A 25,328-nucleotide genomic window follows, 5' to 3' on the forward strand; every position below is an offset into this window, starting at 1 on the left:
GCCCCTGTGCGGGGCAGCACTTACTTTCTTTGCCGCCGCAAAGAAAGTAAGCAAAGAAAGCGGGCTGCAACCGCTAGCCCGTAGTGAGCCATCTCTTGTGTGACCCCGGAGCGGTCCGAGACGAGAGCATCCCTCGCACTACCCTCGTTCGTGGCAAAGCACTCATCCGCTCCAGCGTCGCGCTGCGCGCCCCGCCGTCGGGTAAATCTCTCCCCGCAAATTCCGCAGTAGTCCAAATGTTATTTGCGCTGCACACCCTTTCCTTGCGTGTCCCGCCAAGATAGATTCTTCAAACCTTCCTGCACGCCCCGCCTTCCCCAGCAGACCGGTCCGCGACGCACTAGTGCGGAGTGGGATGGATGAGCCCTGTGTCACAGACGAGTGCGGTGCGAGAGAGGGTCTTGTCTTGGGCCGTTCCCCGTAGCAGCCCTAGATGGCTCACTACGAGCTAGCGGTGTGAGCCCGCTTTCTTTGCTTACTTTCTTTGCGGCGGCAAAGAAAGTAAGTGTGTAGTGGTCCAATGACTCTGGACACCTCTAAAGGGGATAATTCTCCAACCGAGGTGAGAAATGAGCAGACGGAACATAACTGACGAATTCAAGGCAGAAGCGGTGCAGCTGGTGGTTGCGCAGGGCTACTCGTTCGCGAAGGCCAGCGAAGCGCTAGGTGTTGGCGATACGGCGTTGCGGCGGTGGGTGGCGCAGTGGCGCGCCGAGCAGGTCCAGCCGCCGCGCACGCAGGTGCAGGTCAAAGCTGACCAGCGGCGTATCCGGGAGCTTGAGGCGCGGGTGGTCGAGCTTGAACGTGAGCGCGACATACTAAAAAAGTCCACGGCCTTCTTCGTCAAGGAACTGGATCGCTCCTCGAAGTGATCCGTTCGCTGAAGAAGGCCTGGCCGGTGAGTCTGATGTGCAGGTTGCTGAAGGTGCCGCGAAGCAGCTACTACGCGTTCGCGGGACGGGTTTGCAAGCCGGCAGCTTCACCCGCGCTACTCAGAACTGTGCGCCAGATCCACAGCGAGAGCCGCAGCAGTTACGGCAGTCGCAGGATGGCGCGGGCGCTGCAGCAGCAAGGTCACGCGATCGGACGCTACCGGGCCCGTTCGCTGATGCGCGAGGCGCAACTGGCGGTGGCGCGACGGCGAACGCACCGCTATCGCAAGGCCGAAGGTGAAGCACTGGTGGCGCCCAACCTGCTGGAGCGCAAGTTCGAGCCGGGTGCGATCAACCGGGTATGGGCCGGTGACATTACGTATGTGAGAACGCGGCAGGGCTGGTCCTATCTGGCGATCGTGATGGATCTGCATTCGCGTCGCATCGTGGGCTGGGCGTTTGCCTTGCAGGCGGATACCGAGCTGGTGATCCAGGCGCTACAGCAGGCCCGCAGCAGCCGGCGCCCAGCCCCCGGACTGATGTTCCACTCCGACCAGGGCTGCCAGTACACCAGCGAACGCTTCGTGAGTGATCTGAAGGCAAACGGGATGGTGCAGAGCATGAGCCGAAAGGGAAACTGCTGGGACAACGCGGTGGTCGAGCGCTTCTTCAGAAGCCTGAAGAGTGAATGGATCGGAGAACAGGAGTACTGCAGTCACGAACAGGCCCAGCGCGATATCGCGGGTTACGTGGCTGACTTTTACAACTACCGGCGCATCCATTCGGCGGCCAATGATTCGCCACCGGCGCGTTATGAGGCTTCTATTTACTGAAAACCCCTTTGTGGGTGTCCAAAGGGGCTTGACCACTACAGTGCCGCCCCGCACAGGGGCGACACTAATAGACCGATAAGAATACAAGGAAAGGCCAACACCACAGGAACGACAACCAAAAAGAGGCCGCCGCAGGCCAAAACCCACCCCCACCCCAAAGATTTTCCCCAACACCCCCCATGACTTTGCCGTCGTCATCTCCGCCGATTTGAACCCTTCTGACCAGAACGGATATCACCTGCAGAGAACACCCGCAAACCCCATACAGAGCGGAAAGAAACCGTGATTCAGGGGGTAGTGCATCAACCGAAAGAACGCGCTAATCTCGACCCCGCCGCAGCCAGCCTGCCACGCATTACCCCTATGGGGGACAGAAACACCCACCCCACACGCAAGCAAAAAATGGCACACCGCCGCGCGAAACAAAAACCCGCGCAGCACCGTACCGGAGTCGTTTTGGACACACCAGCAACAGCAGGAACCACCGCCGAGACCGACGACTGGGTCGCCCGCAGCCTGCGTGCCGTATGGCACCCCTGCACCCAGATGAAACACCACGAGCGCCTGCCGCTCATCCCCATCGCCCGCGGCTCAGGCCCCTGGCTCTATGACCGCGCCGGTCATCGCTACCTCGATGCCATCAGCTCCTGGTGGGTCAACCTGTTCGGCCACGCCAACCCGCGCATCAACGCCGCACTGAAAGACCAGCTCGACACGCTCGAACACGCCATGCTCGCCGGCTGCACGCACGAACCCGCCGTCGAACTCGCCGAACGCCTCGCCGCCCTCACGCAGCACACGCTCGGTCACGCGTTCTTCGCCTCCGATGGCGCATCCGCCGTCGAGATCGCGCTCAAGATGAGCTTCCATTCGTGGCGCAATCGCGGCTACGGCGACAAGCAGGAATTCGTCTGCATTGCGAACAGTTATCACGGCGAGACCATCGGCGCGCTCGGCGTCACCGACGTCGCCCTCTTCAAAGACGCCTACGATCCGCTGATCCGCCATGCGCACGTCGTCGCATCGCCCGACGCGCGACGCGCGGAACCGGGCGAAAGCGCGGCCGATGTCGCGCGCCGCGCGCTCGACGCCGTACGCGCCCTGTTCGAAGCCCGCAGCCACAGAATCGCCGCGCTCATCGTCGAGCCGCTCGTGCAATGCGCGGCCGGCATGGCCATGCACGATCCGTCGTATATCGCGGGTCTGCGTGTGCTGTGCGACCAGTTCGGCGTGCATCTGATCGCCGATGAAATCGCCGTCGGTTGCGGCCGCACCGGTACGTTCTTCGCCTGCGAGCAGGCAGGTATCTGGCCCGACTTCCTGTGCCTGTCGAAAGGTATCAGCGGCGGGTATCTGCCGCTGTCCATCGTGCTGTCGCGCGATGAAATCTTCGCCGCGTTCTACGACGACGACACCACACGCGGTTTCCTGCACTCGCATTCGTACACCGGCAATCCGCTCGCTTGCCGTGCCGCGCTCGCCACGCTCGATCTGTTCGCGAGCGACAACGTGCTGGCCGCCAACGCGCAAAAGTCGGCCACACTGCGCGCGGCGCTCGCGCCGCTTGCCGGGCACCCGCAAGTGCGCAATCTGCGTCAGTGCGGCACGATCTTCGCGTTCGATGCCGTCATCGCCGATCCGCAACAGGCCAAGACGTTCTCGCGCCGCTTCTTCACCCACGCCTTGCAGCGCGAATTGCTGCTGCGGCCGATTTCGACCACGGTGTATCTGATGCCGCCGTACATCCTCGATGACGCGGAGCTCGCCCTGCTGGCGGCCCGCACGCACGAGACCTTCGAAGCCACGCTCGCGGAGGCCGCATGATGCCGTTGCTCGCCACCCTCGAACAAGGCCTCGCGGATATCGACGCGCAAGGTCTGCGCCGCCGTCGCCGCACCGCCGACACACCGTGCGCTGCGCACATGATGGTCGACGGTCGTGAAATGATCGGCTTCGCCAGCAACGATTACCTCGGTCTCGCTGCGCATCCGCTGCTGGTCGCCGCGCTCGCCGAAGGCGCGCGGCGCTATGGCGCGGGCAGCGGTGGCTCGCATCTTTTGGGCGGCCACTCGCGCGCGCATGCGCAACTCGAAGACGATCTCGCGGGCTTTGTCGGCGGCTTCGTCGATGCGCCGCGCGCCCTGTACTTCAGCACCGGCTACATGGCGAACCTCGCGACGCTCACCGCGCTTGCCGGCCGCGGCGCCACACTCTTCTCGGATGCGCTCAATCACGCGTCGCTGATCGACGGTGCGCGGCTCTCGCGTGCCGACGTGCAGGTCTATCCGCACGCCGACACCGAAGCCTTGAGCACCATGCTCGAAGCATCGGATGCGGCCGTGAAGCTGATCGTCTCCGACACGGTGTTCAGCATGGATGGCGATGTCGCGCCCCTGCCCCGCCTGCTCGAACTCGCCGAGCGGCACGGCGCGTGGCTCATCCTCGACGATGCCCACGGCTTCGGCGTGCTCGGCCCGCAAGGCCGCGGCGCCATCGCTCATGAAGCGTTGCGCTCGCCGCATCTGATTTCGATCGGCACGCTCGGCAAAGCGGCCGGCGTGTCGGGCGCATTCGTCGTGGCCCATGAAACCGTGATCGAATGGCTCGTGCAGCGCGCCCGTCCGTACATCTTCACGACGGCGTCGGTGCCCGCTGCAGCGCATGCGGTATCGGCGAGCCTGCGCATCATTGCCGGCGACGAAGGCGATGCGCGGCGTGCCCATCTGCAGCAACTGATCGAACGCACGCGCGCGATGCTCAAGGCCACGCCGTGGTTGCCAGTCGATTCGCACACTGCCGTCCAGCCGCTCATCATCGGGGCGAACGACGCAACGCTGCAGATTGCCGCCACGCTCGATCGCGCCGGCCTATGGGTGCCCGCCATCCGTCCGCCGACCGTGCCGGCAGGCACCTCACGGCTGCGCATCTCGCTGTCGGCGGCGCACTCGCACGCGGATATCGATTACCTCGAAGCGGGCTTGCTGCAACTCAGCGAAGGCACGGTATGAGTACGGCGCTCTCGCTCTTCGTCACCGGCACCGACACCGAAATCGGCAAGACCCTGGTTTCGGCAGCCCTGCTGCGCGGCTTCGTGCGCGAAGGGTTGCGCGCCGCCGCCATGAAGCCGATCGCCGCCGGCGCGTTCGAAGTGAACGGCGTGTGGCACAACGAAGACGCGGACCAGCTCGACGCCGCGTCCAGCGTGCTGCTGCCGCCGACGCTTCGCACACCGTATCTGCTGAAGGCGCCCGCCGCGCCGCATATCGTTGCGACGCTGGAAAACGTCACGCTCGATATCGGCCACATCGTCGCTTGCCATGCACAGGCGCTCGAGCTCGCCGACGTAGTCGTCGTCGAAGGCGTCGGCGGTTTTCGCGTGCCGCTCACCGATACGCATGACACCGCGGATCTCGCCCTCGCCCTGAACCTGCCGGTCGTACTCGTGGTCGGCATGCGGCTCGGTTGCATCAGCCACGCCTTGCTGAGCGCCGAGGCCATCGCTGCGCGCGGCTTGCATCTGGCAGGCTGGGTCGCGAACCGCATCGATCCGGACATGGGCTTCGCGGATGAAAACATCGCCGCCATCCGCAGTCGGCTCATGCGCCAGTACGACGCGCCGTTGCTCGGCATCGTGCCGCATCTGAACCCTTTGTCTGCGGACGCGGCGGCGGATTGCCTCGATATCACCCCATTGTTGCAGACGCTGCGCACTGCGCAGCGCTGACTCACTTCATCTCCATCCACGAGGATTGACGATATGACCCAGCTTCACCTTGATCGCCCCCAAACGGACTCGACCGTTGCCAACGCAACCAATGCGGCCAACGCAGCGGCGCCAGGCACCGCGCGCTGGCGCGTCGTCGACGTGGTCGCGCTGTACGAACTGCCGCTCAACGACCTGATGTTCCGCGCGCAGCAAGTGCATCGCGAACACTTCGACGCCAACACCGTGCAACTCTCGACGCTGCTGTCCATCAAGACCGGCGGCTGCGAGGAAGACTGCGCGTATTGTCCGCAGTCGGTCCATCACGACACGGGCCTGCAGGCCGACAAGCTGATGCCGGTCGACGAAGTGCTCGCCGCCGCCAAGGTCGCCAAAGACAACGGCGCGACGCGTTTCTGCATGGGCGCGGCATGGCGCAATCCAAAGGATCGTCACCTTGAGCCGATCAAGGACATGATCCGCGGCGTGAAAGCGATGGGCCTCGAAACCTGCGTGACGCTCGGCATGCTGGAGACGCATCAGGCGCAAGGGCTGCGCGACGCCGGCCTCGATTACTACAACCACAACCTCGATACGTCGCCGGAGTTCTACGGTCAGATCATCTCGACGCGTACCTACCAGGACCGCCTCGATACGCTGGAACGCGTGCGCGACGCAGGCATCAATGTGTGCTGCGGCGGCATTGTGGGTCTCGGCGAATCGCGCCGTGAGCGCGCGGGGCTGATCGCACAGCTCGCGAACATGGATCCGTATCCGGAGTCGGTGCCGATCAACAATCTGGTGCAGGTCGAAGGCACACCGCTCACGGGCACCGAAGCGCTCGATCCGTTCGAATTCGTACGTACGATCGCGATTGCGCGCATCACGATGCCGCGCGCCATGGTGCGTCTGTCAGCCGGACGTGAGCAGATGAATGAGGCGCTGCAGGCCATGTGCTTCCTCGCCGGCGCGAATTCGATTTTCTACGGCGACCAGTTGCTGACCACCAGCAATCCGCAGGCCGAAGCGGACCGCAAGCTGCTCGAGCGTCTGGGTATTCGTGCCGAAGCCGCGCAGCAGATGCCGCTCGACAAGAGCGGTTGCGAGCGTGGTTGCGATGGACACGCGGCGGCGAACTAGGCGCGCCGGATTTGCTCACACCACCGCATGCCCCGCCAGTTCCAGCGCCTCCTCCTCGCGGAACCGCAACGGTGCGGCGCAATGCACCAGCGTATCGATGAAGTACTTGGCCCGCGGCCAGGGCCCAAACCCTGCCGCGGTATTGATATGTCCTGCGTCGCCGAGATTCACGAACGCGCTGCCGAAGCGTTGCGCCAATTCGCGCGCGCCGGCTAGCGGCATCCACGGATCGGTCTCGCTGCCGATCAGGATCGAGGGCACGCCCAGACGCCGCGCCTCGAACGGACCCGCGAAGGTAAATTTTGCGGGGCTGGCCGGCGCCACGAACAACACGCCCACGACCTCTCCCACATACGAAGCCTGCTGCAACGCATGCGCCGTCGCGAGGCAACCGAAGCTGTGCGCCGCCAGCACGAACGGCCCACGCTCGCGCGCCAGCAGTTCCCGCACCGAGCGCGCCCAGCCCGCCAGATCCGGTGCGTCCCAATCGGCCTGCTCGACGCGCAACGAGCGGGCGAACTGCCGTTCGAGCCACGTCTGCCAATGCGCGCCTTCGCTACCGTGCAGGCCCGGGACAGTCACGAGCCGCGGCGGCCATGTGGATTTGCTGCATGATTGCATGATTGTCCTCGCTGCCGGAATCCGGAAACCTATTGTGGAATGCGGGCCTGCGCGCGCGAACCAACTTTTTCTCATTTGCTTATTGGACCGCCGTCCCGCCGCCGGACCAGTCCTCCCCCGCGCGTCGCAGCGCCTCGCCGCGCGTCCCCGCACCCCGCCGCATCCCGCCCAACCGCACGCCCGTGCCAAACTGCGCGCGATTGCCGTCGAAAAAGTAGAATGAAGCCTATTCGTAAAACGGAGGAGGCCCCATGTCGCAAGCGTCGTCTGCCCAGCCACGCGCGTTGCAGCCGTTTCATCTGGCATTTCCTGTCGCCAGCCTGGACAACGCGCGCGCCTTCTATGGCGACCTGCTGGGCTGCCCCGAGGGCCGCAGCTCGCCGGAATGGGTCGATTTCGACTTCTTCGGCCACCAGTTGGTCGCGCACCTCGCGCCCGACGAAACCGGCCGGGCCGGCGTCAATGCGGTGGACGGCGACGACGTACCGGTGCGCCATTTCGGCGTCGTGCTGACCATGGACGACTGGAATGCCCTCGCCGCCAAGCTGAAGACGGCCGGCACCGCGTTCATCATCGAACCGCATATCCGCTTCAAAGGCGAAGTGGGCGAGCAGGCCACCATGTTCTTCCTCGACCCATGCGGCAACGCGCTCGAGTTCAAGGCCTTCAAGGACATCAGCCGGCTCTTCGCCAAGTAACGTCTGCCCCGAGCCGATCGCATGAAAATTCTCTTCTACACACCCCAGAACGACGCCGCCACCTGGCTGCACGATTTCAACCGCGCGCTGCCGGAAGCCGAGCTGCGCGAGTGGCAAGCGGGCGATACCGCCCCGGCCGACTTCGCCATCGTCTGGCGGCCGCCGCGCGAGATGCTCGCGGAACGCGCCGGGCTGCGCGCCATCTTCAATCTCGGCGCGGGCGTCGATGCCATTCTTGCGCTCGAACGCGCCCATCCCGGCACCCTGCCACGCAGCGCGCAACTCGTGCGTCTCGAAGACTCCGGCATGGCGCCGCAGATGGCCGAATACGTGACGCACGCCGTGCTGCGCTATCTGCGCCGCTTCGACGAATACGAAAGCCTGCAAGCGCAACGCCGCTGGAAAGTGCTCGACCCGCATCCGCGCGACACCTTCACGGTCGGTGTGCTGGGCCTCGGCGTGCTCGGCACGCATGTGGCGCGCGCACTTGTGCCGTTCGGCATGCCGGTGCGCGGCTATAGCCGCAGCGCACGGCAGATCGACGGCGTGACCACCTTCGCCGGCGAAGCGCAATTCGAAGCGTTTCTCAGCGGCGTCAAGGTGCTGGTCAACCTGCTGCCGCACACACCGGATACGCACGACGTACTGAACCGCCGCACGTTCTCGAAGCTCGCACGCGGGGCGTATCTGATCAACGTCGCGCGCGGCGCGCATCTGGTCGAGCAGGATCTGCTCGAAGCGCTCGCCGACGGTCAGATTGCCGCTGCCACGCTCGACGTGTTTCGCGAAGAACCGTTGCCGGTCGATCATCTGTTCTGGCAGGAGCCTCGCATCACGATTACCCCGCATAGCTCGGCGCAGACCTTGCGCGAAGAGAGCGTCGCCCAGGTCGCACAGAAAATCGCCGCGCTGATGCGTGGCGAAGCGGTGAGCGGCGTGGTCGATATTGCTCGCGGATATTGAACACCTGAGACAGCACCGCCTCGCGCGGACTCATTGCATGGGACCGGAGTAACGCACTAAAGCGCGAACTCCGGTCAACAGAGGAGACTCATCATGGCCTTGCCCCAAGCCGTCAAGATCGTCGAAGTCGGTCCACGCGACGGTCTGCAGAACGAAAAAGACTTCGTGCCGACCGCCGTCAAGATCGAACTGATCAATCGCCTGTCCGCGGCGGGCTTTCGCAATGTCGAATCCGCCTCGTTCGTCTCGCCGAAGTGGGTGCCGCAGATGGCCGACGGCGCCGAGGTGATGGCCGGCATCGAGCGCCGACCCGGCACGCTCTACTCGGTACTGACGCCGAATCTGCGCGGCTTCGAAGGCGCAATCGCCGCGCGAGCCGACGAGATTGTGATCTTCGGCGCCGCCAGCGAAGCCTTCTCGCAGAAGAACATCAACTGCAGCATCGCTGAAAGCATTGCGCGCTTCGAACCGGTGACGCAGGCCGCCAAGGAGCATGGCCTGCGGATTCGCGGCAGCGTTTCCTGTGCGCTTGGCTGTCCTTATCAGGGTGACGTGCCGGTGGCGTCGGTGGTCGACGTGGTCGAGCGTTTTGCGGCGCTAGGCTGCGACGAGATCGATATCGCCGATACGATCGGCGTGGGTACGCCCAAGCGCACCCGCGAAGTGTTCGCCGCCGTCACCCAGGTGTTTCCGCGCGAGCAACTCTCGGGACACTTCCACGACACCTACGGCCAGGCCCTCGCCAACATCTATGCCGCACTGCAGGAAGGCATCGAGATTTTTCATGCGTCGGTCGCGGGACTCGGCGGCTGCCCGTATGCCAAGGGCGCCACCGGCAACGTCGCGACCGAAGACGTGCTGTATCTGCTGAACGGCCTCGGCATCGAGACCGGCATCGATCTCGCGCAGGTCGTCGCGATCGGCGATTTCATTTCGAGTTCGATCGGCAAGCCCAACGTCTCGCGAGCCGGCAAGGCTCTCCTCGCGAAAGCACGCAGCGAACAAGGCTCGTGCGTCTAACCCATATCCACTGGAACGCGCTTTATGACGGACAACGCTTCTTCCCAACCTGCCGGCGATCTCGGCACACTGCCGGATTCGGCACGACGCGTCGCGTTACTGCTGCGCGAGCGCGGCCACGCCGGGCAGATCGTGATGCTGCCGGAGACCGGCAAGACTTCCGCTGAGGCAGCGGCAGGCCTCGGCTGCGAGGTCGCGCAAATCGCCAAATCGATCCTGTTTCGCCGGCGCGAAGACGACGCGCCGGTGCTGGTGGTCGCAAGCGGTGCGAATCGCGTCGACGAAAAGAAGGTCGCGGCGCAGGTCGGCGAGATCGCGCGTGCGGACGCCAAATTCGTGCGCGAGAAAACCGGCTACGCGATCGGCGGTGTGTGCCCGATCGGTCATGCCACGCCGCCCGTCACGCTGATCGACGCGGATCTGCTCGCGCTCGATAGCCTGTGGGCTGCAGCCGGACATCCGCATGCGGTCTTCAATCTGTCGCCGCAGGAACTGGTTGCGCTGACCGGCGCGCCGGTCGCCGACGTCGCGCTGCGAGAAACCGTATGACCGCGGCGACCACGACGGTGGAAGCACAAGACGCGGTCGCGCCGGTGCCGTCGCCGTGTATCAACGTGTGCCGGATGGACAAGGCGAGCGGTTGGTGTGAGGGGTGTCTGCGCACTATCGACGAAATTCGCGGCTGGTCGTCCTACGACGATACTCAGAAGCGCGCCGTCTGGGACACGCTCGACGCCCGCCACGCGCAGTGGATGGCGCACAACCGGCAGACGGCGAGATGAAGGTGGCGCCGCGCGTCGTGACGATTGGGGAAAGCTTCGGCAGCACGCTTACGCTGTCCGTGGACTCCGTCAAAGCATTCGCGACGCTGGTCAACGATCTCAACCCGCTGCATCACGACGACGCTTATGCCGCGCAAAGCCGCTTCGGCGGCTTGATCGCCTCGGGGACGCAACCTACCGCGCATTTCATGGCGCTATTGGCGACGCACTTTTCGCAGTACGCCCAGCCGCTCGGTCTCGAGTTCGATATCAAGCTGAAGAAGGCGGTCCACGCGCAGGACACGCTGACCATGACGTGGCGCGTGCGCGATGCATGGTGGAAGCCGAGCCTGAACGGCGATCTGACGCAGCTCGACGGTTCGGTCGTCAACCAGCACGGTGAGACGGTGCTGCTCGGCGCTTCGACGATCCTCGTGATGCCGAAGCCCACGCAGGAGTCTGCTCAGGAGTCCTGTGAGGATTCCGCACGCGCATCAGCGACGGAGCCGAAGCCATCATGAGCCTGCCCGAGTCCATCCAGGTCTTCGAACGCGGCTGGTTGTCGTCGAACAATGTGCTGCTGGTCGACGACGCGTGCGCCGCGATAGTCGACACCGGCTACGCGAGCCACGCACCGCAAACCCTCGCCCTGTTGCAGGCGGCGCTCGGCGAGCGGCCGCTCGATCTGATCGTCAACACCCATCTGCACTCGGACCACTGCGGCGGCAATGCGCTGCTTCAGGCGGCATGGCCTTGCCGTACCGCGATTCCCGCATCAGAGGCCGCAGCGATACGTAACTGGGACGAGGCGCACTTGAGCTATCGCGGCACCGGCCAGACCTGCGAGCGTTTTACGTTTACCGAGACGCTTGCCCCAGGCGACCACCTCACGCTCGGCGCGCTCGACTGGCAAGTGCTTGGCGCACCAGGCCACGACCCGCACTCGCTGATGCTCTATTGCGCGGAAGAGCGCGTGCTGATCAGCGCGGACGCGCTGTGGGAAAACGGCTTCGGTGTGATCTTTCCGGAACTCGAAGGCGAAAGCGGTTTCGCGGAAGAACAGGCCGTGCTGGAAGCGATTGCAAAGCTCGACGTGCGTACCGTCATCCCCGGTCATGGCGCGCCGTTCACGAACGTTTCGCTGGCGCTTGAGCGGGCCTTTTCGCGCGTGGCCTGGTTGCGCGCCGATCCGGCGCGCAACGCGAAGAATGCGCTGAAAGTGCTGATTGTGTTCAAGCTGCTCGAAGTGCGCACCATGAGCTTCGACGCGCTGCTGCGCATGCTCGACGCCGCCGCCGTCATGCGCGCCGCCGCGGCGATGCTCAAGCCGCGCGATGCCTGGCCGGCGCTGTTGCGGGGGTTGATCGAAGAGCTGGCGTCGAACGGCGGACCGTTGACGGTGGACGGCGAGCGTATCGACGCCCGGCGTATTGTCGCGCAGTGAATCGGCGCCCACTAAAATCCAGGCGCAAAAAAAAACCGCTCGCCATGAATGGCGAGCGGCGGAATTCGGTCGACGTGATCATCGTCTGAGGAAATCATACCCGGGCGGCATTTTTGATCGCATCGGTGATTTCCCTACAAAAACTTGACACTCTGACGTGGCGCGAATTCACACGCATGTCACGTAGACGAATATCGGCGCTGCGGCACCACCCGCCAACCGAGATTGACGCCCGCAGCGGCAAGCAGGATCAGCACCGCGCCGAGTACCTGCACCCAGGCGAGTTTCTGCCCAAACGCCACCCGGTCGACGATGATCGCGACAACCGGATAGATGAACGACAACGCGCCGGTCATCGCGGTAGGCAGCTTCTGGATCGCGCCGTAGAGCAGCACATACATGATGCCGGTATTGACCACCCCGAGCGTGACGAGCTCGAGCCAATGCGCGCCGGTGGTCGGCAATGCGTCGAAGCGCACGAACGGCGCGAGCATCAGCACGCCGAGGCCGACCTGGATCAGCGCGATCAGATGCGGCGGCGTGCCTTTGAGATGCTTGGTGATGATCGACGACACCGCGTACATGGCCGCCGCGCCGACCGCATAGGCGATCCCTTCGAGGTACTGCCCCGGCACCGCGAGTACCGCCGGCTCGACGCGCACGACAAACACCAGCCCGACGAACGCCACCAGCAGCCACGCGACGGTGGACGCCGTGACGCGTTCGCGGAACACCAGCGCACCGAGCGCCACCAGCATGAACGGCTGCGTGTTGTAGACGGCCGTGGCCATCGAAATGGACGCGCGCGAATACGCCGCGAACAGCAGCACCCAGTTGAGGACGATCGCCGCGCCGCCGAGCGCCGCCAGCCCCAGCACGCGCCAGGAGAACAGGCTGCGCCGGAACAACCCGAGCGCGGCGCACACCAGCATCAAGGTAGCGCCGCCGAACACGCAGCGAAAAAACACCACGTTGAGCGCGCTCTGCTGCGACGAGACGACCAGCCAGCCGATCGTCCCCGACATCAGCATGGCGACGCTCATCTCGGCCGCGCCGCGTCTCACTTCGTTGGTAGCCATCTTTCGGTCCTCCCAGGATTGATCACCGCATTGAAGGCAGTGTATTTAATCCAGATCGCCGAATACATGGCTAAACTGAGGCCCTCAGGTTCATCGACCTAATAATCGAAGGCCATCATGGCAAAACGCCTCGCGCCGGCCAGCCCGCCCGCTGCGCTCGACGACACCGATCGGGCGCTGCTGGCCGCGCTCGCAGAAGATGCACGCCAGCCGGTCAGCGAACTGGCGCGGCTCGTCGGCCTGTCGGCGCCGAGCACGGCCGAGCGTTTGCGCCGGCTCGAAACGCAGGGCGTGATCGAACGCTTCACCGTGCAGATCGATCCTCGCGCGCTCGGCTACACGCTGCAGGCCATCGTGCGCGTGAAGCCGTTGCCCGGGCAGTTGCATCTGGTGGAAGACGTGATCCGCCGCATCCCGGAGTTTGTGGAATGCGACAAGGTGACAGGCGACGATTGCTTCATCTGCCGCCTGTACCTGCATTCGATCGAGCAGCTCGACGAGATCCTCTCGAAGGTGACGGAACGTGCGGAGACCAGCACCGCCATCGTCAAGTCGACGCCGGTCGCGCGACGGCTGCCGCCGCTGGGCTGATCTTCTGCGCGCTGCTTCGCGAGACCCTGCCGAGTCCGCGTTGGCCCAGCGGAATGGGCTGCGCTCTGCGCAGCCCAGGCTTTACTGCTCGACGGTCTCGAAGAAGGCCAGCATCTCGGTGACCAGTTCCGCAGGCACCTCCTCCGGAATGTAGTGCCCGCACGGCAACGCCCGGCCGCTGACATCCCGCGCGACATGGCGCCATTCGGCAAGCGGCTCGAAGCACTTCTCGATCACCCCTTCCTCGCCCCACAGGATCCGCAGCGGACAGCCGATCTTGTGACCACGTTCGATATCCGCGCGATCGTGCTCGAGATCGATCGTCGCCGACGCGCGGTAGTCCTCGCACATCGCATGGACCGCCCCCGGTTGCCGCAAGGCGCTGCGATAGGCGTCGAGCTCCTCCGGTGCAAACGGCGTCAACCCGGCGTGGCGGCTGCCCATCACGCGGTCCACGTAGACATCCGGGTTCGCGCCGATCAGCGTCTCCGGCAACGGTTCCGGCTGGATCAGCAAGAACCAGTGGAAATACAGCGTGGCGAAGGTGCGGTCGGTGGCTTCGTACATGGCGAGCGTCGGCGCGATGTCGAGCAGCATCAGACGCTCGACGGCGTCCGGGTGATCGAGCGCCATCCGGTGCGCCACCCGTGCGCCGCGGTCGTGGGCGCAGACCAGAAAGCGGTCGTAGCCGAAGTGGCGCATCACGGCGACCTGGTCGGCCGCCATCGCCCGTTTCGAATAGGGTGTGTGGGTCGCGTCGCTCTCCGGCCGCGCCGAGGCGCCATAGCCGCGCAGATCGGTGGCGATGACCGTGAAATGCTTCGCGAGCTGCGCCGCGCACCGATGCCAGATCAGATGCGTTTGCGGATGGCCGTGCAGCAGTAAGAGAGGCGGTCCTGCCCCGCCCTTGACCCCGAAAATATCGACGTCGCCCGCGGCGACGCGAAAGGGCGTGAAATCCTCGAAGGGCATAGCGAGTCTCTTGTCGTTGTTCGTCAAAGCATTGTAGGAGCGCTGTGTGTCCGTACGGGGTGGGTTAGGTCACGTAACCGTAGAACCTGAACACTCCTTCCAACTGTCCGGCCCCTGCAGACGGACAGTCATTCGCCTATAATCGAACGATCGTTCTTAAATTCGAATCACCCCGACGGACCAACCGGACGAGATGGCCAGCCTGGCGTCGCGCCGCGGTTTGTCCCGCTACACTTCACATACGCCGGGCGTTTGATGCGCACCGGTCCGCTTTACAGGAGACTCGCACCATGGCATTGCCCGCCGTCCTGCAGCAGCTCGCGCTGCCCGTTGTTGCCTCGCCGATGTTCATCGTCAGCTATCCGGACCTCGTACTGGCCCAGTGCAAGGCCGGTATCGTCGGCTCGTTCCCCGCGCTCAATGCGCGGCCGGCGGAGCTGCTCGACGAATGGCTCACGCAGATCCAGGCATCGCTCGCCGAACACAAGGCCGCCCATCCGGATGCGGTGATCGGCCCGATCGCCGTCAACCAGATCGTTCATCAGTCGAATGCGCGGCTCGAGCATGACGTGCGGGTGTGCGTCGAACACAAGGTGCCGATTTTCATCACCAGCCTGCGCGCGCCGGCCAGGGAGATCGTCGACGCGGTCCACAGCTACGGCGGCATCGTGCTGCACGACGTGATCAACATCCGTCATGCTCAGAAGGCGCTGGAAGCGGGTGTGGACGGGCTGATCCTGGTGGCGGCCGGCGCGGGCGGCCATGCCGGCACGACCTCGCCGTTCGCGCTGGTCGGCGAAGTGCGGAAGATTTTCGACGGCCCGATCATTCTGTCCGGCGCGATTGCCAACGGCGGCTCGATCCTCGCTGCGCAGGCGATGGGCGCGGACCTCGCGTACATGGGCACGCGTTTTATCGCGACCCAGGAAGCGCACGCGGTGGAAAGCTACAAGCACGCAATCGTCAACTCGAGCGCCTCGGACATCATCTACACGAACCTGTTCACGGGCGTGCACGGCAACTACATCCGCGAAAGCATCCTCAACGCCGGGCTAGACCCGGATGCGCTGCCGGAATCGGACAAGACCGCAATGAACTTCGCCAGCGACAAGGCCAAGGCGTGGAAAGACATCTGGGGCGCAGGCCAGGGCGTGGGCCTGATGGACGACGTGCCGAGCGTCGCCGAACTGGTCGAGCGTCTGAAGAAGGAATACAACGAAGCGAAGGCGCGGCTCGGGATCGCACGCTGATCCTCGCGAACAACGCACGGCTCCTTTGGGGGCCGTGAGTCGTTTCATTTACAAAGCGCCCGACACCGGCTCTTGCTCGACGCAGCGGCACGCATTCAAGCCTCTATACCGGCGGACGCCCGTCCGCCTAGCTCACTGCCAGCGCCTTGATCTGCTCGAGCGACGGCCACAACGTCTCGTCTGCGAATCGCTCAGCCAGAAAATCGACGAACGAGCGTACCTTCGCCGACAGGTGACGCCGGCTCGCATACACGACATGAATCGGCAACTCGCGCGGCGGCACCTGGTCGACGAGCAGCGGCACCAGCCGGCCCGCGGCGAGATCGTCGCCGATCACTTCCGTGCCAAGCATCGCAATCCCGGCGCCTTGCAGCACGATGACCCGTTGCGCCTCCAGGTGATTGACGATCAGGTTGCCGGACAGCCGCACACGCGGCCCGCCTTCCGCGCCTGAAGGGCCGAGTTCCGGCGCAGCGACGCCCGCGTACTGCAGATAATTGTGGCGCGACAGATCGGCAATGCGGGTGGGCGTGCCATGGCGGCGCAAGTAGTCGGGCGACGCGCACAGCACCAGGTGCGCCGTCGCAATCTGCCGCGCAATCAGCGACGACGACTTCAAGCCCGACGGCGAGGCGCGAATCGCGACGTCGAACCCCTCGTCGATCAGTTCGACAACGCGATCGGACAACGTGATTTCCACCGTGACCTGCGGATACTGCGCCGCGTAGTCGGCCACCGCGCTCATCACACGGCTCAGGCCAAACGCCGACAGCGACGACACCCGCAGCCTCCCCTGCGGCACGACGCTCGCGGCGCCGACCGCCTGTTCCGCTTCGTCGAGTTCGGTCAGCACCTGGCTCAGCCGTTCGTAATACTCACGACCCGCCTCGGTGGGCGCGACGCGCCGGGTGGTGCGGTTCAGGAGCCGCGCACCGAGCTGCTGCTCCAGATGCATCACGTGCTTGCTCGCCATCGCCGCGGACATCTCCATGCGCTCGGCCGCGCCGACGAAGCTCCCCACTTCGACGACGTGGCGAAACACTTTCATGCTGACCAAGGTATCCATGGCAATCGCTCGTGCGAGGAATCAATCGACGCCATTTTGCCGTCTTTATCAAAGCAGTGTGAGCAAACCAGTCTTATCGCCCCTTTCCGTTTCCAGAAGCGACAAACCCCGCCTTCTCACGAAGGCGGGGTTTGCGAAGCACAACGCGTCGCAGCCGGGGATGCGCTCAAGAGAACACCGGGCCGGGCCGCTTCAGGTTCGAGGATGCTCAGAACTTCGTGCGGATACCCACGCCGTACGTGTTGCCCGAGGTCTGGCTGGTGTAGTGGTCGTACATATAAGCCGCGTAGACGTCCGTGCGCTTGGAGAGCGGATAGTCGTAGCCGAGCGCCGCCGTCTCACGCGTCTGGTCCAGGCCGCTGCCGTCGCGCGAGTACGCGTACGAAGCCATGATCGTGCCGGGGCCGGCCGGCACCGTGACGCCGCCCTGGGCGGTGTTCACATGCCAGCTGCCCGTGGTCTGGTCGTTGTACGTGTACATGTACTGACCGTAGAACTTGATGAACTTCAGGTCGAAGGTGGCGCCGAACTGGGCCACGCTCTGGCTCTTCATGTCCGGCAGGCCGACGCTCTGCGCGAGGCCGGTGAGGTCGCCCGGATTGTTGTTGAAGTTCACGTACTGGTACACACCGGTCAAGGCGAACGGGCCATGGAAGTACAGGAACTGGGCGCTCCACTTCTTCGCGCCGTTATCCCCGGCCGTATTGCCGAGCGCGTACATCACGTTGGCGCTCAAGCCATTGAAGTTCGGCGACGAATACTCCACCGCGTTGTTCCAGCCCGAATCGCCGACCACGCCCTGATCGGTCGTGTAGGTCGGGAACGTGCCGAGGCCGAGGTACGTGTGCCATACCATCGGCGAGAATTCGTACGAGTCGACGAACGGGTTGAACAGGATGGTCGACACGAACAGCGGCGTCGTCAGGCGTCCGGCCGTCACCGTGCCGTATGGCGATTCGATACCCACATAGGCGTTACGCGAGAACATCGTATCGCCCGTGAAGCGGCCGTACTGGCCGTTCTGCGCCAGGAAGAAGCCTTCGAGCGTGAAGATCGCCTTGTAGCCGCCGCCCAGATCCTCCGCTCCCTTCATACCCCAGTAGGACGTCGACATACCGCCGCCGGACACCTCCGCTGCGCTTTTGCCGTCCGGGAATTTCTGCACGCCGACCCATTCGTCGACCTGACCGTACAGTTGCACGCTCGATTGTGCGAACGCCGTCGATGCACCCGCCAGAAGGCCGGCGACCACGCTGGCCTTGAGAGTTGTTTTGAGCGCACGGCGGTAGTTTGTATTCATGGGTTCTCCTGTCTTTGTCAAAAGGGGGTATGGCTGTGCGGCGGGGAGCTCGCGCCAACGGTTTCTTGGTCGTCCGTTAGATCACCGAGCTAATCTGGGCGAGACCATCTTTGCGGACCATTTTTGTGGACAAAAATATGGGTTGTTATTGCCGGTATATCGGTCTGATTAGTTTTGTCGTTTATCGGACTGCTAAAGCACGGTGGCCTTTCGCCGGCACCCCCGTATCACGTCCCTAATAACGGGCTGTGAGGCCCGCCAGGACTGCTGCGCAAAGACGGATAACGGCTCAGGCGCCGCGCCGATGACCGATTACGGGCAAAGACACGAAATTTGACGATCAGGAGGGAGGCGACGTAGGGCGTTGTCACGAAAGTGTGGCGTGCATACGTCACTTATTTGGATGGGATCAGCGACAGCGGCCGGCGCGAAGGCTGGCTGACGGATTGAAAGCTACGGAAAAGGGTAGTGACGACCGCAGAACGCGGCAGTGCGCCGGTTGACTCAGGCTGGGTCAGTACGACGTTCGAAGGCTGAAAGCCTCACCGCGACGCAGGCGAGGATACGTTGAACACGCCGGGATAAGGTTAATTGCGGTAGGGGGTGGGCGCCGGTGGCCGCCCCATGTACTCGTCCGGCGGGCGGGGGACGGGACGCGTCGCCCCGCGCTCCTCGTTGTAGCGGGCCACGTCGGCGCGGATCGAGCCCGCACGCACCATCGACTCGTCTTCCGGCGGACGCGGCACCGAGCGCGTCTCGGCGCTCACGGTAGTAATGGATCCGGCGTACTGGAAGCCGTTGCGCGGATCGGCGCGGCTGTCGCCGCGATAACCGCCGCCGGCCACCCGCTGCGGTTGCGGCGCGTTGTAGCCGCCGCGGACATTGCCCGCGCCATGCGCAAGCCGGACATTGCGGTCAACAGGCGCGCCGCGTTCTGCACGGGCATTGGCATTGCGTGCATCGTGCGGGACGCCGGCGCGAGCGAAACCACCGCCCTGACCGCCGCCATGCGGCATCTGGGGCGCTCTCGCGGAGGCGAGCGAACAGAGCGCAGTCACGACTGCGCCCAGAACCCACCGCCTTGTTTTCGCCAAACCTGCGTCCACCATGATTCACCTGCTCGAAGACCCGCCTGAAGCCTGCCGTTCGAGCTGCGGCGAGACTTGTTCCAGGATTTGCGAACCGCGTCGGTCTTTCCGAGGCGGATGCATCCCATTGGCCTTTGATCAGTAATTTATGGGTCGCTCCGAGGGGTGTCGAGCCAAAAAGTGTTAGGCCCGACACTGCCTTGTAACACCGTGTTACTGCGACGTTTTTTCACGACAAAGGCCTTGCGTGAGGGCCCTGTTGGGGCTTCCAGATTGCCTCGTCGGACGGCCCAAACGACCGTCCCAAAGGGCCGGATTCCGTCGGTAGAAAACGCCTGGAAAAGGACGCACGCAGCACTCAAACGGAGAGGGTTCCATGGCCTTCGTTACGCAATACCGACCACCCTGCCGCGACCATCCGGCGCGGTGGTTGCGAGTCCGTCACATGCACTACCCGCATCAATCGATTCCGCAAATGAATTTGCATTTTTAATCGCTTTCCATTACTAATGGACCCTCCCCTTACAGCAAACGGCCCGTGCCAGTGCGCACGCGTTTTTGCATTTCCGCCTTACCCGTATTGAGATTCCGAAATGGCTCGCCCGAAACTGCTTCCCGATAACTTCACGTTGTGCCTTGTCTGCACGGTGGTCCTCGCCAGCCTGCTGCCGGTGCATGGGCAGGCGGCCGTCGGCTTCAACTGGTTGACGAATATCGCCGTCGGCCTGCTGTTTTTCCTGCACGGCGCCAAGCTTTCGCGCGAAGCGATCGTGGCGGGCGCGACGCACTGGCGCCTGCATCTCGTCGTTCTGCTGAGCACGTTTGCGCTGTTTCCACTGCTCGGGCTCGCGCTCAAACCGCTGCTTTCGCCCCTTGTCACGCCTGCGCTCTACGCCGGCGTCCTCTTCCTCTGTACGCTGCCATCGACGGTCCAGTCGTCCATCGCGTTCACTTCGATTGCCAAAGGCAACGTGCCTGCCGCCGTCTGCAGCGCGTCGGCGTCGAGCCTGCTCGGCATCTTCATCACGCCGGCGCTCGTCAGTCTGGTGGTCACGAATCAGGCAGCCGGCGGCACGTCCGCCTGGCATACCGTCTGGAACATCGTGCTGCAGTTGCTGGTGCCGTTCGTGGCCGGACAGTTGTTGCGGCCGGTGATCGGCAAATGGATCGAACGCAACCGCGGCGTGCTGAAGTTCGTGGACCAGGGCTCGATCCTGCTCGTGGTGTACGGCGCGTTCAGCGAAGCCGTCAACGAGGGCCTGTGGCGTCATACGTCGCTTGGCGCGCTGGGCGGTCTGGTGTTGATCAATGTCGTGTTGCTGGCGCTCGCGCTGACCGTCACGATGTTCACCAGCAAGCGGCTCGGCTTCAACCGCGCGGACCAGATCACCATCATCTTCTGCGGCTCGAAGAAGAGCCTCGCCGCCGGCGTGCCCATGGCGAAGGTCATCTTCGCCTCGCACGCGGTGGGAGCTGTCGTACTGCCGCTGATGCTGTTTCATCAGATCCAGCTGATGGTGTGCGCCGCGCTCGCGCAACGCTGGGGCGCGCGCGACACCAGTGGCGAAAGCCACGCCGCCGCAGAGGAACGCCCCGCGGCTGCGGTTGCGCGCCGCTAGCGCATTGCTGTACGAGTCGAACAAGAGATTCATAAGCTCCTCCCTGAGCCTGTTTGAAGAAAGCCGCCGTCGAGCGGCTTTTTCGTTATTTCACGCCTAAACGCGCGCGCCGTCGCCCTGGCCTGATGGCATAGGCCAAGGTGACGGGCTTACCGGTGAGATGTCACCAAAGATTCACTTAATTTATCCGCGGCGCTGCCGATAAGCTGACGGTCCACCGTTTTGGCCCACTGCCATGCCACTTCGCTCGTCCCCTCGATACGGAGCGCCCAGCATCGAGGATTTGATCGCCCGGCGTGATTTGTCCGCCGTATTCCAACCCATTGTCGATTTCGACGACGGAGCGATTCTCGGCTATGAGGGGCTGATTCGCGGACCGGCGGGCTCTCCGCTCGAGACTCCCTTCGCTCTGTTCGCCCAGGCGAACGCCGAGGGTTGCGTCATTGCGCTGGAGCGGGCTGCCGCGCGCACCTGCATCGAGGCCTTCGCGCGCCTCGCGTGCGAGGGCCAGCTGTTCCTCAACTTCAGCGCGGGCGCGCTGCGGCAAATCGCGGATGCCTCGGATGACACGCTCGCCGTACTGCGGCACGCCGGCATCGAACCCGGGCGGATCGTGATCGAGTTGACCGAGCAAAGCGCGATTCCCGACGTCGGCAGCTTCCTGCCGGTGCTCGCGACGCTGCGCACCGCCGGCGCGCAATTCGCCCTGGACGACTACGGCACCGCGAACGCCAGCATGAACCTGTGGGTGCGGCTGCAACCGGACGTCGTGAAGATCGACCGCTTCTTTATTCACGACATCGCGAGCGACCCGCTGAAGTTCGAAGCCGTGCGCGCGATGCAGCACTTCGCCAACGCGAGCGGCGCGAAACTCGTGGCGGAAGGGATCGAAAACGAAGCGGACCTGATCGTCGTGCGCGACATGGGGATTGGCTGCGGGCAAGGCTATTTCTTCGGCCGCCCCAACGCGCAGCCCGCGCGCATGGTCGCCGACGACGCACGCCAGGCGATCCGCGCCGGCCATATCGCGGTGTTCCCGGAAACCACCCGCTCGGGCGGCGCTTCGCCGTCGGGCGGCATGGCCTCCGCGAAGATGCTGGTGCATGCGCCGGCCTTGCAGCGCCACGCCACCAACAACGACGTGCTCGAACTGTTCAACCGCTTGCCCGACCTGCACGCGGTGGCTGTGGTCGAACACGACGAGCCGGTCGCGCTGATCAACCGGCGCAGCTTCATGGACCGCTATGCCCTGCCGTATCACCGCGAGCTGTTCGGTAAGCGGCCCTGCCTGCTGTTTGCGAATGCGTCGCCGGTGATCATCGAAAAATCGATGACCGTCGAGCAGATGGCCAAGCTGCTAGCCAGCGACGACCAGCGCTACCTGGCGGATGGTTTCGTGATCACCGACAACGGCAAATATGCGGGCCTCGGCACCGGCGAGAAACTCGTGCGCGCGGTCACGGAGGTACGCATCGAAGCGGCGCGCTACGCGAATCCGCTGACCTTCCTGCCCGGCAACATTCCGATCAGTTCGCACATCTCGCGCCTGCTCGGCAACGACGCCGGGTTCTACGCCTGCTACGTCGATCTGAATCACTTCAAGCCCTTCAACGACCAGTACGGCTACTGGCAAGGCGACGAAGTCCTCAAATTCGCGGCGGCGGTGCTCGCCGACGTGTGCGATCCGACGCGCGACTTCCTTGGCCACGTGGGCGGCGACGATTTCCTGATCCTGTTCCAGAGCGACGACTGGCAGGAGCGTGTACTGCGTGCGATTCATGTGTTCAACGAAGGCGCACAACGCTTCTACGCGCCCGACGACCGCCTGGCCGGCGGCATTCACGGTGAAGACCGGCGCGGCAATCCGACCTTCTTCGGCTTTGTCACGATGGCGATTGGCTGCGTGCACGTCGAATCCGACGGCGGTCCGACGCTGTATAGCAGCGAGGAAATTGCGTCGGTGGCCGCGCTGGCCAAGCGGCGGGCGAAGCAGGACGTGTCGGGCTTTGTGCTGATCGAGGCGGATGAGAGCGCGGCTTTGTTGAAAGGGCACGCGGAGCCGCCACAGTTGGCGAGTTAGTGGCGTGGGTAACGTGGGGTACTCACGGTTCCTGCAGGTGGAAACAGCAGATGCGGCTGCGTGAGTTCGTATGCCCCGTTCCTGGCTGGGAGAGGCACGTACTGATACGCCTTTCAGCTCGACGCCGCTTCCTGAGCCAGTTTCCGAATGTCCGGGTCCGCGTCGTGCAAGCACTCCGAAATGATTGCAGGCGCCAGCACGCCTCTTTCGCTCATCATGCTTACCGTTCCACATCGGCACAGCGTACAAGGATTATTTTCATAATCCCCAATGAGCGCTTCCAGGAGATCGCAAGACTCGTTCTCACGGCACATTCTCGCAATGCTGAAGCCGATCGCATGAGCCTCGCCATCACTCGCGGAAATGCCTGACAACGCAGATCTCACGAGAAGGGCGTCTTCATTGCGATAGTGTTTTACGAGCGTTTCCATACCGTCCGATACGGCCTTCGCGGATCGCGCAGAACGCAGGGCCGCGCGCGCGAAATTGCCCACGCTCGGATCGTGGCACTGTGCAAGTGCAGTAATTGCTGCGGCGCGAATCTTGTCGTGATCTGATTCCGCCAGCTTCCATATCGCAGGATGCAATTCCGGTAGCATTGCTGCGCGGAAAACCCACAGCAGTCGCAAGCAGACCTTCTCATCGCTTTCGTTGATCAAACGAAGCCAGACTACTTTCAGTTCGTCCACAGTCGCGTATTTGCCGAAGCGCGTGTATTTGAATGACGTGTCACCGACGCCCGCTGCCGCGTCAGCGAGTATTTTCTCGAGTGGAAACTCGCGACGCGAACTCTCCCTTCGCTCCTCGTCGCGCAGAGGCACCTTGTCTGTCTGAAACTCACGCTCCCACGACTGCTCACTGTTCCAGAAAGCGCCGATTGCTTCATCGGATACCGCGAGTTGCTCAAGCACAGCATCTGCCGATTCTCGAAGACCCGATTCACCCGCGAGGTGATATGGAAACGGCAACCTCTCCTCGGAGCTCTCAAGCAACGACCGTCCAAAACGTCGCGCCAGTTCCACAACGGCATCGACACCGTCCAACAAAACAAGTGCATTGCAACCGAACTGATCGCCCTCAAGCACAAACGACTGATCGCCCTCAAGCACAAACGACTGATCGAGTACGCGACGTCGAAGTGCATTGGCTGCGATCTCGTCACCATGTATGGCCAGTTGCGCGGTCAATTCGCAAAGGTGTTCGATATCGTTGTTGTCCGTTTCCTGGCGAAACGCGGACAGGATTGCCGATGCGAACACGGGATACTCCTCGCGTCCCTTGAACATGCTAAAGAGCCACGGCGCCCGACTCGACTCGCATTGCCGGTCGTATGCGGGGTTCTTCAGGCATGCTGCGAGAACAAGATCCGCGACTTCGGGCAGGCCGAAGTTTTGTACGTGCAAGAAGGCGCGGCCGTGACCTCGTTTGAGGGCAGTAGCAAATACTTCTTTTGAGAGGTGTTTGTGCATTTTTTGACCTGTTATGCGGGCGCGGTCGATGGGCTAGATCGGAGGCGTTCTCGGAATGCTTCTCGACGCTCACGCAACCGCCCGTTGCAAGCTCGCCAGGGTATTAGATGAACTCTTTGCCCGTATATGGCTCTACCGACACCAATCGCACAACAGCGCAATGCAAGAAGATGGGGAGGCCCGCGGAAGGTTCGACGTCGACATCAATTCGACCATCGTCGCGCCTGCTGAATCGCATGTCATTTATCCAGTTTGGAACGTTCACTTCTTCCGTTGAAAATTCGTCCCCCGCTACGTCCTTGAGCTGAAATGTGAGTTTGCAATGCAAGTTTTCGCCGTTCCACTCCGGGTTGTCTTGGCCGCCATGATGAATGCACATCTCCATATCGGCTTGCTGCTTGTCACCCAAGGCGTAGCGACGTAGCGATACCTCCAGCAACTGCGCGTCGTGAAACGCAGGCCAATACCCGTAGATACGGCGAATCAGCCACCCGTCCGTGACTACACTTTCGTCAGTCTCCTGGTGGCGATTGAATCGCTCCGATTCGTAGTGCTCAGGCAGACACTCGATTTGTTGTTCGATCAGCTCCCGCACGCGCGCTTCTGCCCCGTGTCGCGGACCTTCGAAGTCTAATGGGCTCGCACCACTGCCGAACCAGCCTTCGCTTGATTCCCGCGCGACCTCAAAGCCGTATACATACGAACCGTCGCTACGCTGATAGACGTGATATCCAATGTCGTAAGTCAATGCTCGGTAAG

At 63.5% G+C, this 25,328-nt stretch carries 24 protein-coding genes; 16 read left to right on the forward strand and 8 right to left on the reverse strand.

Annotated elements, in window-relative coordinates; genetic code table 11:
* Positions 1-569: 569 nt before the first annotated feature.
* The 5 genes from BUS12_RS30005 (at position 570) to bioB (ending at position 6,548) form a co-directional block, all read left to right on the forward strand.
* Positions 570-1,705, forward strand: a protein-coding gene (locus BUS12_RS30005) for an IS3 family transposase (protein ID WP_253190019.1) whose coding sequence is annotated in 2 segments (ribosomal slippage) — positions 570-828 and positions 828-1,705 — 1,137 coding nt in all. Because the reading frame shifts where the segments join, the coding sequence is not laid out codon by codon here.
* A 456-nt stretch (positions 1,706-2,161) separates the two neighbouring features.
* Entirely contained in the window at positions 2,162-3,529 is a 1,368-nt protein-coding gene (bioA, locus tag BUS12_RS30010; protein WP_074300980.1) for an adenosylmethionine--8-amino-7-oxononanoate transaminase, read from the forward strand.
* Positions 3,529-4,713 (forward strand): 8-amino-7-oxononanoate synthase, encoded by a 1,185-nt coding sequence (gene bioF, locus BUS12_RS30015; RefSeq protein WP_074301782.1) that lies wholly within the window; start codon positions 3,529-3,531, stop codon positions 4,711-4,713. Before bioA ends, bioF begins: the two co-directional genes overlap by 1 nt.
* Positions 4,710-5,429, forward strand: coding sequence for a dethiobiotin synthase (bioD, locus tag BUS12_RS30020; protein ID WP_074300981.1), 720 nt, complete (start codon positions 4,710-4,712; stop codon positions 5,427-5,429). The genes bioF and bioD overlap by 4 nt, the downstream gene beginning before the upstream one ends.
* A 33-nt stretch (positions 5,430-5,462) precedes the next feature.
* Positions 5,463-6,548 carry a biotin synthase BioB gene (gene bioB / locus BUS12_RS30025; protein ID WP_074300982.1) on the forward strand — a complete coding sequence of 362 codons (1,086 nt, stop codon included), beginning with the start codon at positions 5,463-5,465 and terminating at the stop codon, positions 6,546-6,548.
* A 15-nt stretch (positions 6,549-6,563) separates the two neighbouring features.
* Here the strand turns inward: bioB and BUS12_RS30030 are convergent, their stop codons facing one another.
* The gene (locus BUS12_RS30030; protein WP_074300983.1) at positions 6,564-7,169 is read right to left on the reverse strand and encodes an RBBP9/YdeN family alpha/beta hydrolase; all 606 of its coding nucleotides are present in this window, start codon (positions 7,167-7,169) and stop codon (positions 6,564-6,566) included.
* A gap of 251 nt (positions 7,170-7,420) precedes the next feature.
* On the opposite strand from BUS12_RS30030, the gene BUS12_RS30035 reads away from it, so the two are divergent.
* The 7 genes from BUS12_RS30035 (at position 7,421) to BUS12_RS30065 (ending at position 12,055) form a co-directional block, all read left to right on the forward strand.
* A complete protein-coding gene (locus tag BUS12_RS30035) occupies positions 7,421-7,867 on the forward strand; it encodes a VOC family protein (RefSeq protein ID WP_074300984.1) in 447 nt (148 codons plus the stop codon).
* A gap of 21 nt (positions 7,868-7,888) precedes the next feature.
* Positions 7,889-8,830: a 2-hydroxyacid dehydrogenase gene (locus BUS12_RS30040; RefSeq protein WP_074300985.1), complete on the forward strand. Its 942-nt coding sequence runs from the start codon at positions 7,889-7,891 to the stop codon at positions 8,828-8,830.
* 93 nt (positions 8,831-8,923) lie between these two features.
* Positions 8,924-9,850: a hydroxymethylglutaryl-CoA lyase gene (locus BUS12_RS30045; protein WP_074300986.1), complete on the forward strand. Its 927-nt coding sequence runs from the start codon at positions 8,924-8,926 to the stop codon at positions 9,848-9,850.
* Between the two features lie 24 nt (positions 9,851-9,874).
* Entirely contained in the window at positions 9,875-10,399 is a 525-nt protein-coding gene (locus BUS12_RS30050) for a YbaK/EbsC family protein (RefSeq protein WP_074300987.1), read from the forward strand.
* Positions 10,396-10,632 (forward strand): DUF1289 domain-containing protein, encoded by a 237-nt coding sequence (locus BUS12_RS30055; RefSeq protein ID WP_074300988.1) that lies wholly within the window; start codon positions 10,396-10,398, stop codon positions 10,630-10,632. Before BUS12_RS30050 ends, BUS12_RS30055 begins: the two co-directional genes overlap by 4 nt.
* Positions 10,629-11,132, forward strand: a complete 504-nt coding sequence (locus BUS12_RS30060; RefSeq protein WP_074300989.1) for a MaoC family dehydratase — start codon at positions 10,629-10,631, stop codon at positions 11,130-11,132. The genes BUS12_RS30055 and BUS12_RS30060 overlap by 4 nt, the downstream gene beginning before the upstream one ends.
* Positions 11,126-12,055: an MBL fold metallo-hydrolase gene (locus tag BUS12_RS30065; protein WP_074300990.1), complete on the forward strand. Its 930-nt coding sequence runs from the start codon at positions 11,126-11,128 to the stop codon at positions 12,053-12,055. Before BUS12_RS30060 ends, BUS12_RS30065 begins: the two co-directional genes overlap by 7 nt.
* Before the next feature lie 179 nt (positions 12,056-12,234).
* Here BUS12_RS30065 and BUS12_RS30070 read toward each other — a convergent pair whose 3' ends face one another.
* Complete coding sequence (locus BUS12_RS30070) at positions 12,235-13,134, reverse strand: DMT family transporter (protein WP_074300991.1); 900 nt, start codon at positions 13,132-13,134, stop codon at positions 12,235-12,237.
* A 117-nt stretch (positions 13,135-13,251) separates the two neighbouring features.
* Here BUS12_RS30070 and BUS12_RS30075 point away from each other — a divergent pair, with 117 nt between their 5' ends.
* The gene (locus BUS12_RS30075) at positions 13,252-13,725 is read left to right on the forward strand and encodes an Lrp/AsnC family transcriptional regulator (RefSeq protein WP_074300992.1); all 474 of its coding nucleotides are present in this window, start codon (positions 13,252-13,254) and stop codon (positions 13,723-13,725) included.
* An 81-nt stretch (positions 13,726-13,806) separates the two neighbouring features.
* On the opposite strand, the gene BUS12_RS30080 is transcribed toward BUS12_RS30075, so the two are convergent.
* Positions 13,807-14,697, reverse strand: a complete 891-nt coding sequence (locus BUS12_RS30080; protein ID WP_074300993.1) for an alpha/beta fold hydrolase — start codon at positions 14,695-14,697, stop codon at positions 13,807-13,809.
* 290 nt (positions 14,698-14,987) lie between these two features.
* Here BUS12_RS30080 and BUS12_RS30085 point away from each other — a divergent pair, with 290 nt between their 5' ends.
* Positions 14,988-15,947, forward strand: a complete 960-nt coding sequence (locus BUS12_RS30085; protein ID WP_074300994.1) for an NAD(P)H-dependent flavin oxidoreductase — start codon at positions 14,988-14,990, stop codon at positions 15,945-15,947.
* Between the two features lie 127 nt (positions 15,948-16,074).
* On the opposite strand, the gene BUS12_RS30090 is transcribed toward BUS12_RS30085, so the two are convergent.
* The 3 genes from BUS12_RS30090 to BUS12_RS30100 all read right to left on the reverse strand — a co-directional run bounded on the left by BUS12_RS30090 (position 16,075) and on the right by BUS12_RS30100 (position 19,371).
* Complete coding sequence (locus BUS12_RS30090) at positions 16,075-17,013, reverse strand: LysR family transcriptional regulator (protein ID WP_074300995.1); 939 nt, start codon at positions 17,011-17,013, stop codon at positions 16,075-16,077.
* Positions 17,014-17,221: 208 nt separating this feature from the next.
* A complete protein-coding gene (locus tag BUS12_RS30095) occupies positions 17,222-18,313 on the reverse strand; it encodes a porin (protein WP_074300996.1) in 1,092 nt (363 codons plus the stop codon).
* 587 nt (positions 18,314-18,900) lie between these two features.
* Positions 18,901-19,371, reverse strand: a complete 471-nt coding sequence (locus tag BUS12_RS30100; RefSeq protein WP_253190232.1) for a hypothetical protein — start codon at positions 19,369-19,371, stop codon at positions 18,901-18,903.
* Between the two features lie 623 nt (positions 19,372-19,994).
* On the opposite strand from BUS12_RS30100, the gene BUS12_RS30105 reads away from it, so the two are divergent.
* Both BUS12_RS30105 and BUS12_RS30110 read left to right on the forward strand, forming a co-directional pair.
* Positions 19,995-21,020 (forward strand): bile acid:sodium symporter family protein, encoded by a 1,026-nt coding sequence (locus BUS12_RS30105; protein WP_074300998.1) that lies wholly within the window; start codon positions 19,995-19,997, stop codon positions 21,018-21,020.
* A 235-nt stretch (positions 21,021-21,255) separates the two neighbouring features.
* Positions 21,256-23,100: an EAL domain-containing protein gene (locus BUS12_RS30110; RefSeq protein ID WP_074300999.1), complete on the forward strand. Its 1,845-nt coding sequence runs from the start codon at positions 21,256-21,258 to the stop codon at positions 23,098-23,100.
* Positions 23,101-23,213: 113 nt separating this feature from the next.
* On the opposite strand, the gene BUS12_RS30115 is transcribed toward BUS12_RS30110, so the two are convergent.
* Together BUS12_RS30115 and BUS12_RS30120 are read right to left on the reverse strand one after the other, a co-directional pair.
* A complete protein-coding gene (locus BUS12_RS30115; protein WP_074301000.1) occupies positions 23,214-24,569 on the reverse strand; it encodes a hypothetical protein in 1,356 nt (451 codons plus the stop codon).
* A gap of 103 nt (positions 24,570-24,672) precedes the next feature.
* A complete protein-coding gene (locus BUS12_RS30120; RefSeq protein ID WP_074301001.1) occupies positions 24,673-25,317 on the reverse strand; it encodes an Imm50 family immunity protein in 645 nt (214 codons plus the stop codon).
* Positions 25,318-25,328: the final 11 nt, after the last annotated feature.

Source organism: Paraburkholderia phenazinium, from assembly GCF_900142845.1.
In the GTDB taxonomy this organism is placed as follows: Bacteria; Pseudomonadota; Gammaproteobacteria; order Burkholderiales; family Burkholderiaceae; genus Paraburkholderia; species Paraburkholderia phenazinium_A.

Bases quoted from the DNA above. Each gene is read 5' to 3' on its own strand.
- bioF (WP_074301782.1), top strand. From the start codon at position 3,529: ATGCCGTTGCTCGCCACCCTCGAACAAGGCCTCGCGGATATCGACGCG.
- bioD (WP_074300981.1), top strand. From the start codon at position 4,710: ATGAGTACGGCGCTCTCGCTCTTCGTCACCGGCACCGACACCGAAATC.
- bioB (WP_074300982.1), top strand. From the start codon at position 5,463: ATGACCCAGCTTCACCTTGATCGCCCCCAAACGGACTCGACCGTTGCC.
- BUS12_RS30030 (WP_074300983.1), bottom strand. From the start codon at position 7,169: ATGCAATCATGCAGCAAATCCACATGGCCGCCGCGGCTCGTGACTGTC.
- BUS12_RS30035 (WP_074300984.1), top strand. From the start codon at position 7,421: ATGTCGCAAGCGTCGTCTGCCCAGCCACGCGCGTTGCAGCCGTTTCAT.
- BUS12_RS30040 (WP_074300985.1), top strand. From the start codon at position 7,889: ATGAAAATTCTCTTCTACACACCCCAGAACGACGCCGCCACCTGGCTG.
- BUS12_RS30045 (WP_074300986.1), top strand. From the start codon at position 8,924: ATGGCCTTGCCCCAAGCCGTCAAGATCGTCGAAGTCGGTCCACGCGAC.
- BUS12_RS30050 (WP_074300987.1), top strand. From the start codon at position 9,875: ATGACGGACAACGCTTCTTCCCAACCTGCCGGCGATCTCGGCACACTG.
- BUS12_RS30055 (WP_074300988.1), top strand. From the start codon at position 10,396: ATGACCGCGGCGACCACGACGGTGGAAGCACAAGACGCGGTCGCGCCG.
- BUS12_RS30060 (WP_074300989.1), top strand. From the start codon at position 10,629: ATGAAGGTGGCGCCGCGCGTCGTGACGATTGGGGAAAGCTTCGGCAGC.
- BUS12_RS30070 (WP_074300991.1), bottom strand. From the start codon at position 13,134: ATGGCTACCAACGAAGTGAGACGCGGCGCGGCCGAGATGAGCGTCGCC.
- BUS12_RS30075 (WP_074300992.1), top strand. From the start codon at position 13,252: ATGGCAAAACGCCTCGCGCCGGCCAGCCCGCCCGCTGCGCTCGACGAC.
- BUS12_RS30080 (WP_074300993.1), bottom strand. From the start codon at position 14,697: ATGCCCTTCGAGGATTTCACGCCCTTTCGCGTCGCCGCGGGCGACGTC.
- BUS12_RS30085 (WP_074300994.1), top strand. From the start codon at position 14,988: ATGGCATTGCCCGCCGTCCTGCAGCAGCTCGCGCTGCCCGTTGTTGCC.
- BUS12_RS30090 (WP_074300995.1), bottom strand. From the start codon at position 17,013: ATGGATACCTTGGTCAGCATGAAAGTGTTTCGCCACGTCGTCGAAGTG.
- BUS12_RS30095 (WP_074300996.1), bottom strand. From the start codon at position 18,313: ATGAATACAAACTACCGCCGTGCGCTCAAAACAACTCTCAAGGCCAGC.
- BUS12_RS30105 (WP_074300998.1), top strand. From the start codon at position 19,995: ATGGCTCGCCCGAAACTGCTTCCCGATAACTTCACGTTGTGCCTTGTC.
- BUS12_RS30110 (WP_074300999.1), top strand. From the start codon at position 21,256: ATGCCACTTCGCTCGTCCCCTCGATACGGAGCGCCCAGCATCGAGGAT.
- BUS12_RS30115 (WP_074301000.1), bottom strand. From the start codon at position 24,569: ATGCACAAACACCTCTCAAAAGAAGTATTTGCTACTGCCCTCAAACGA.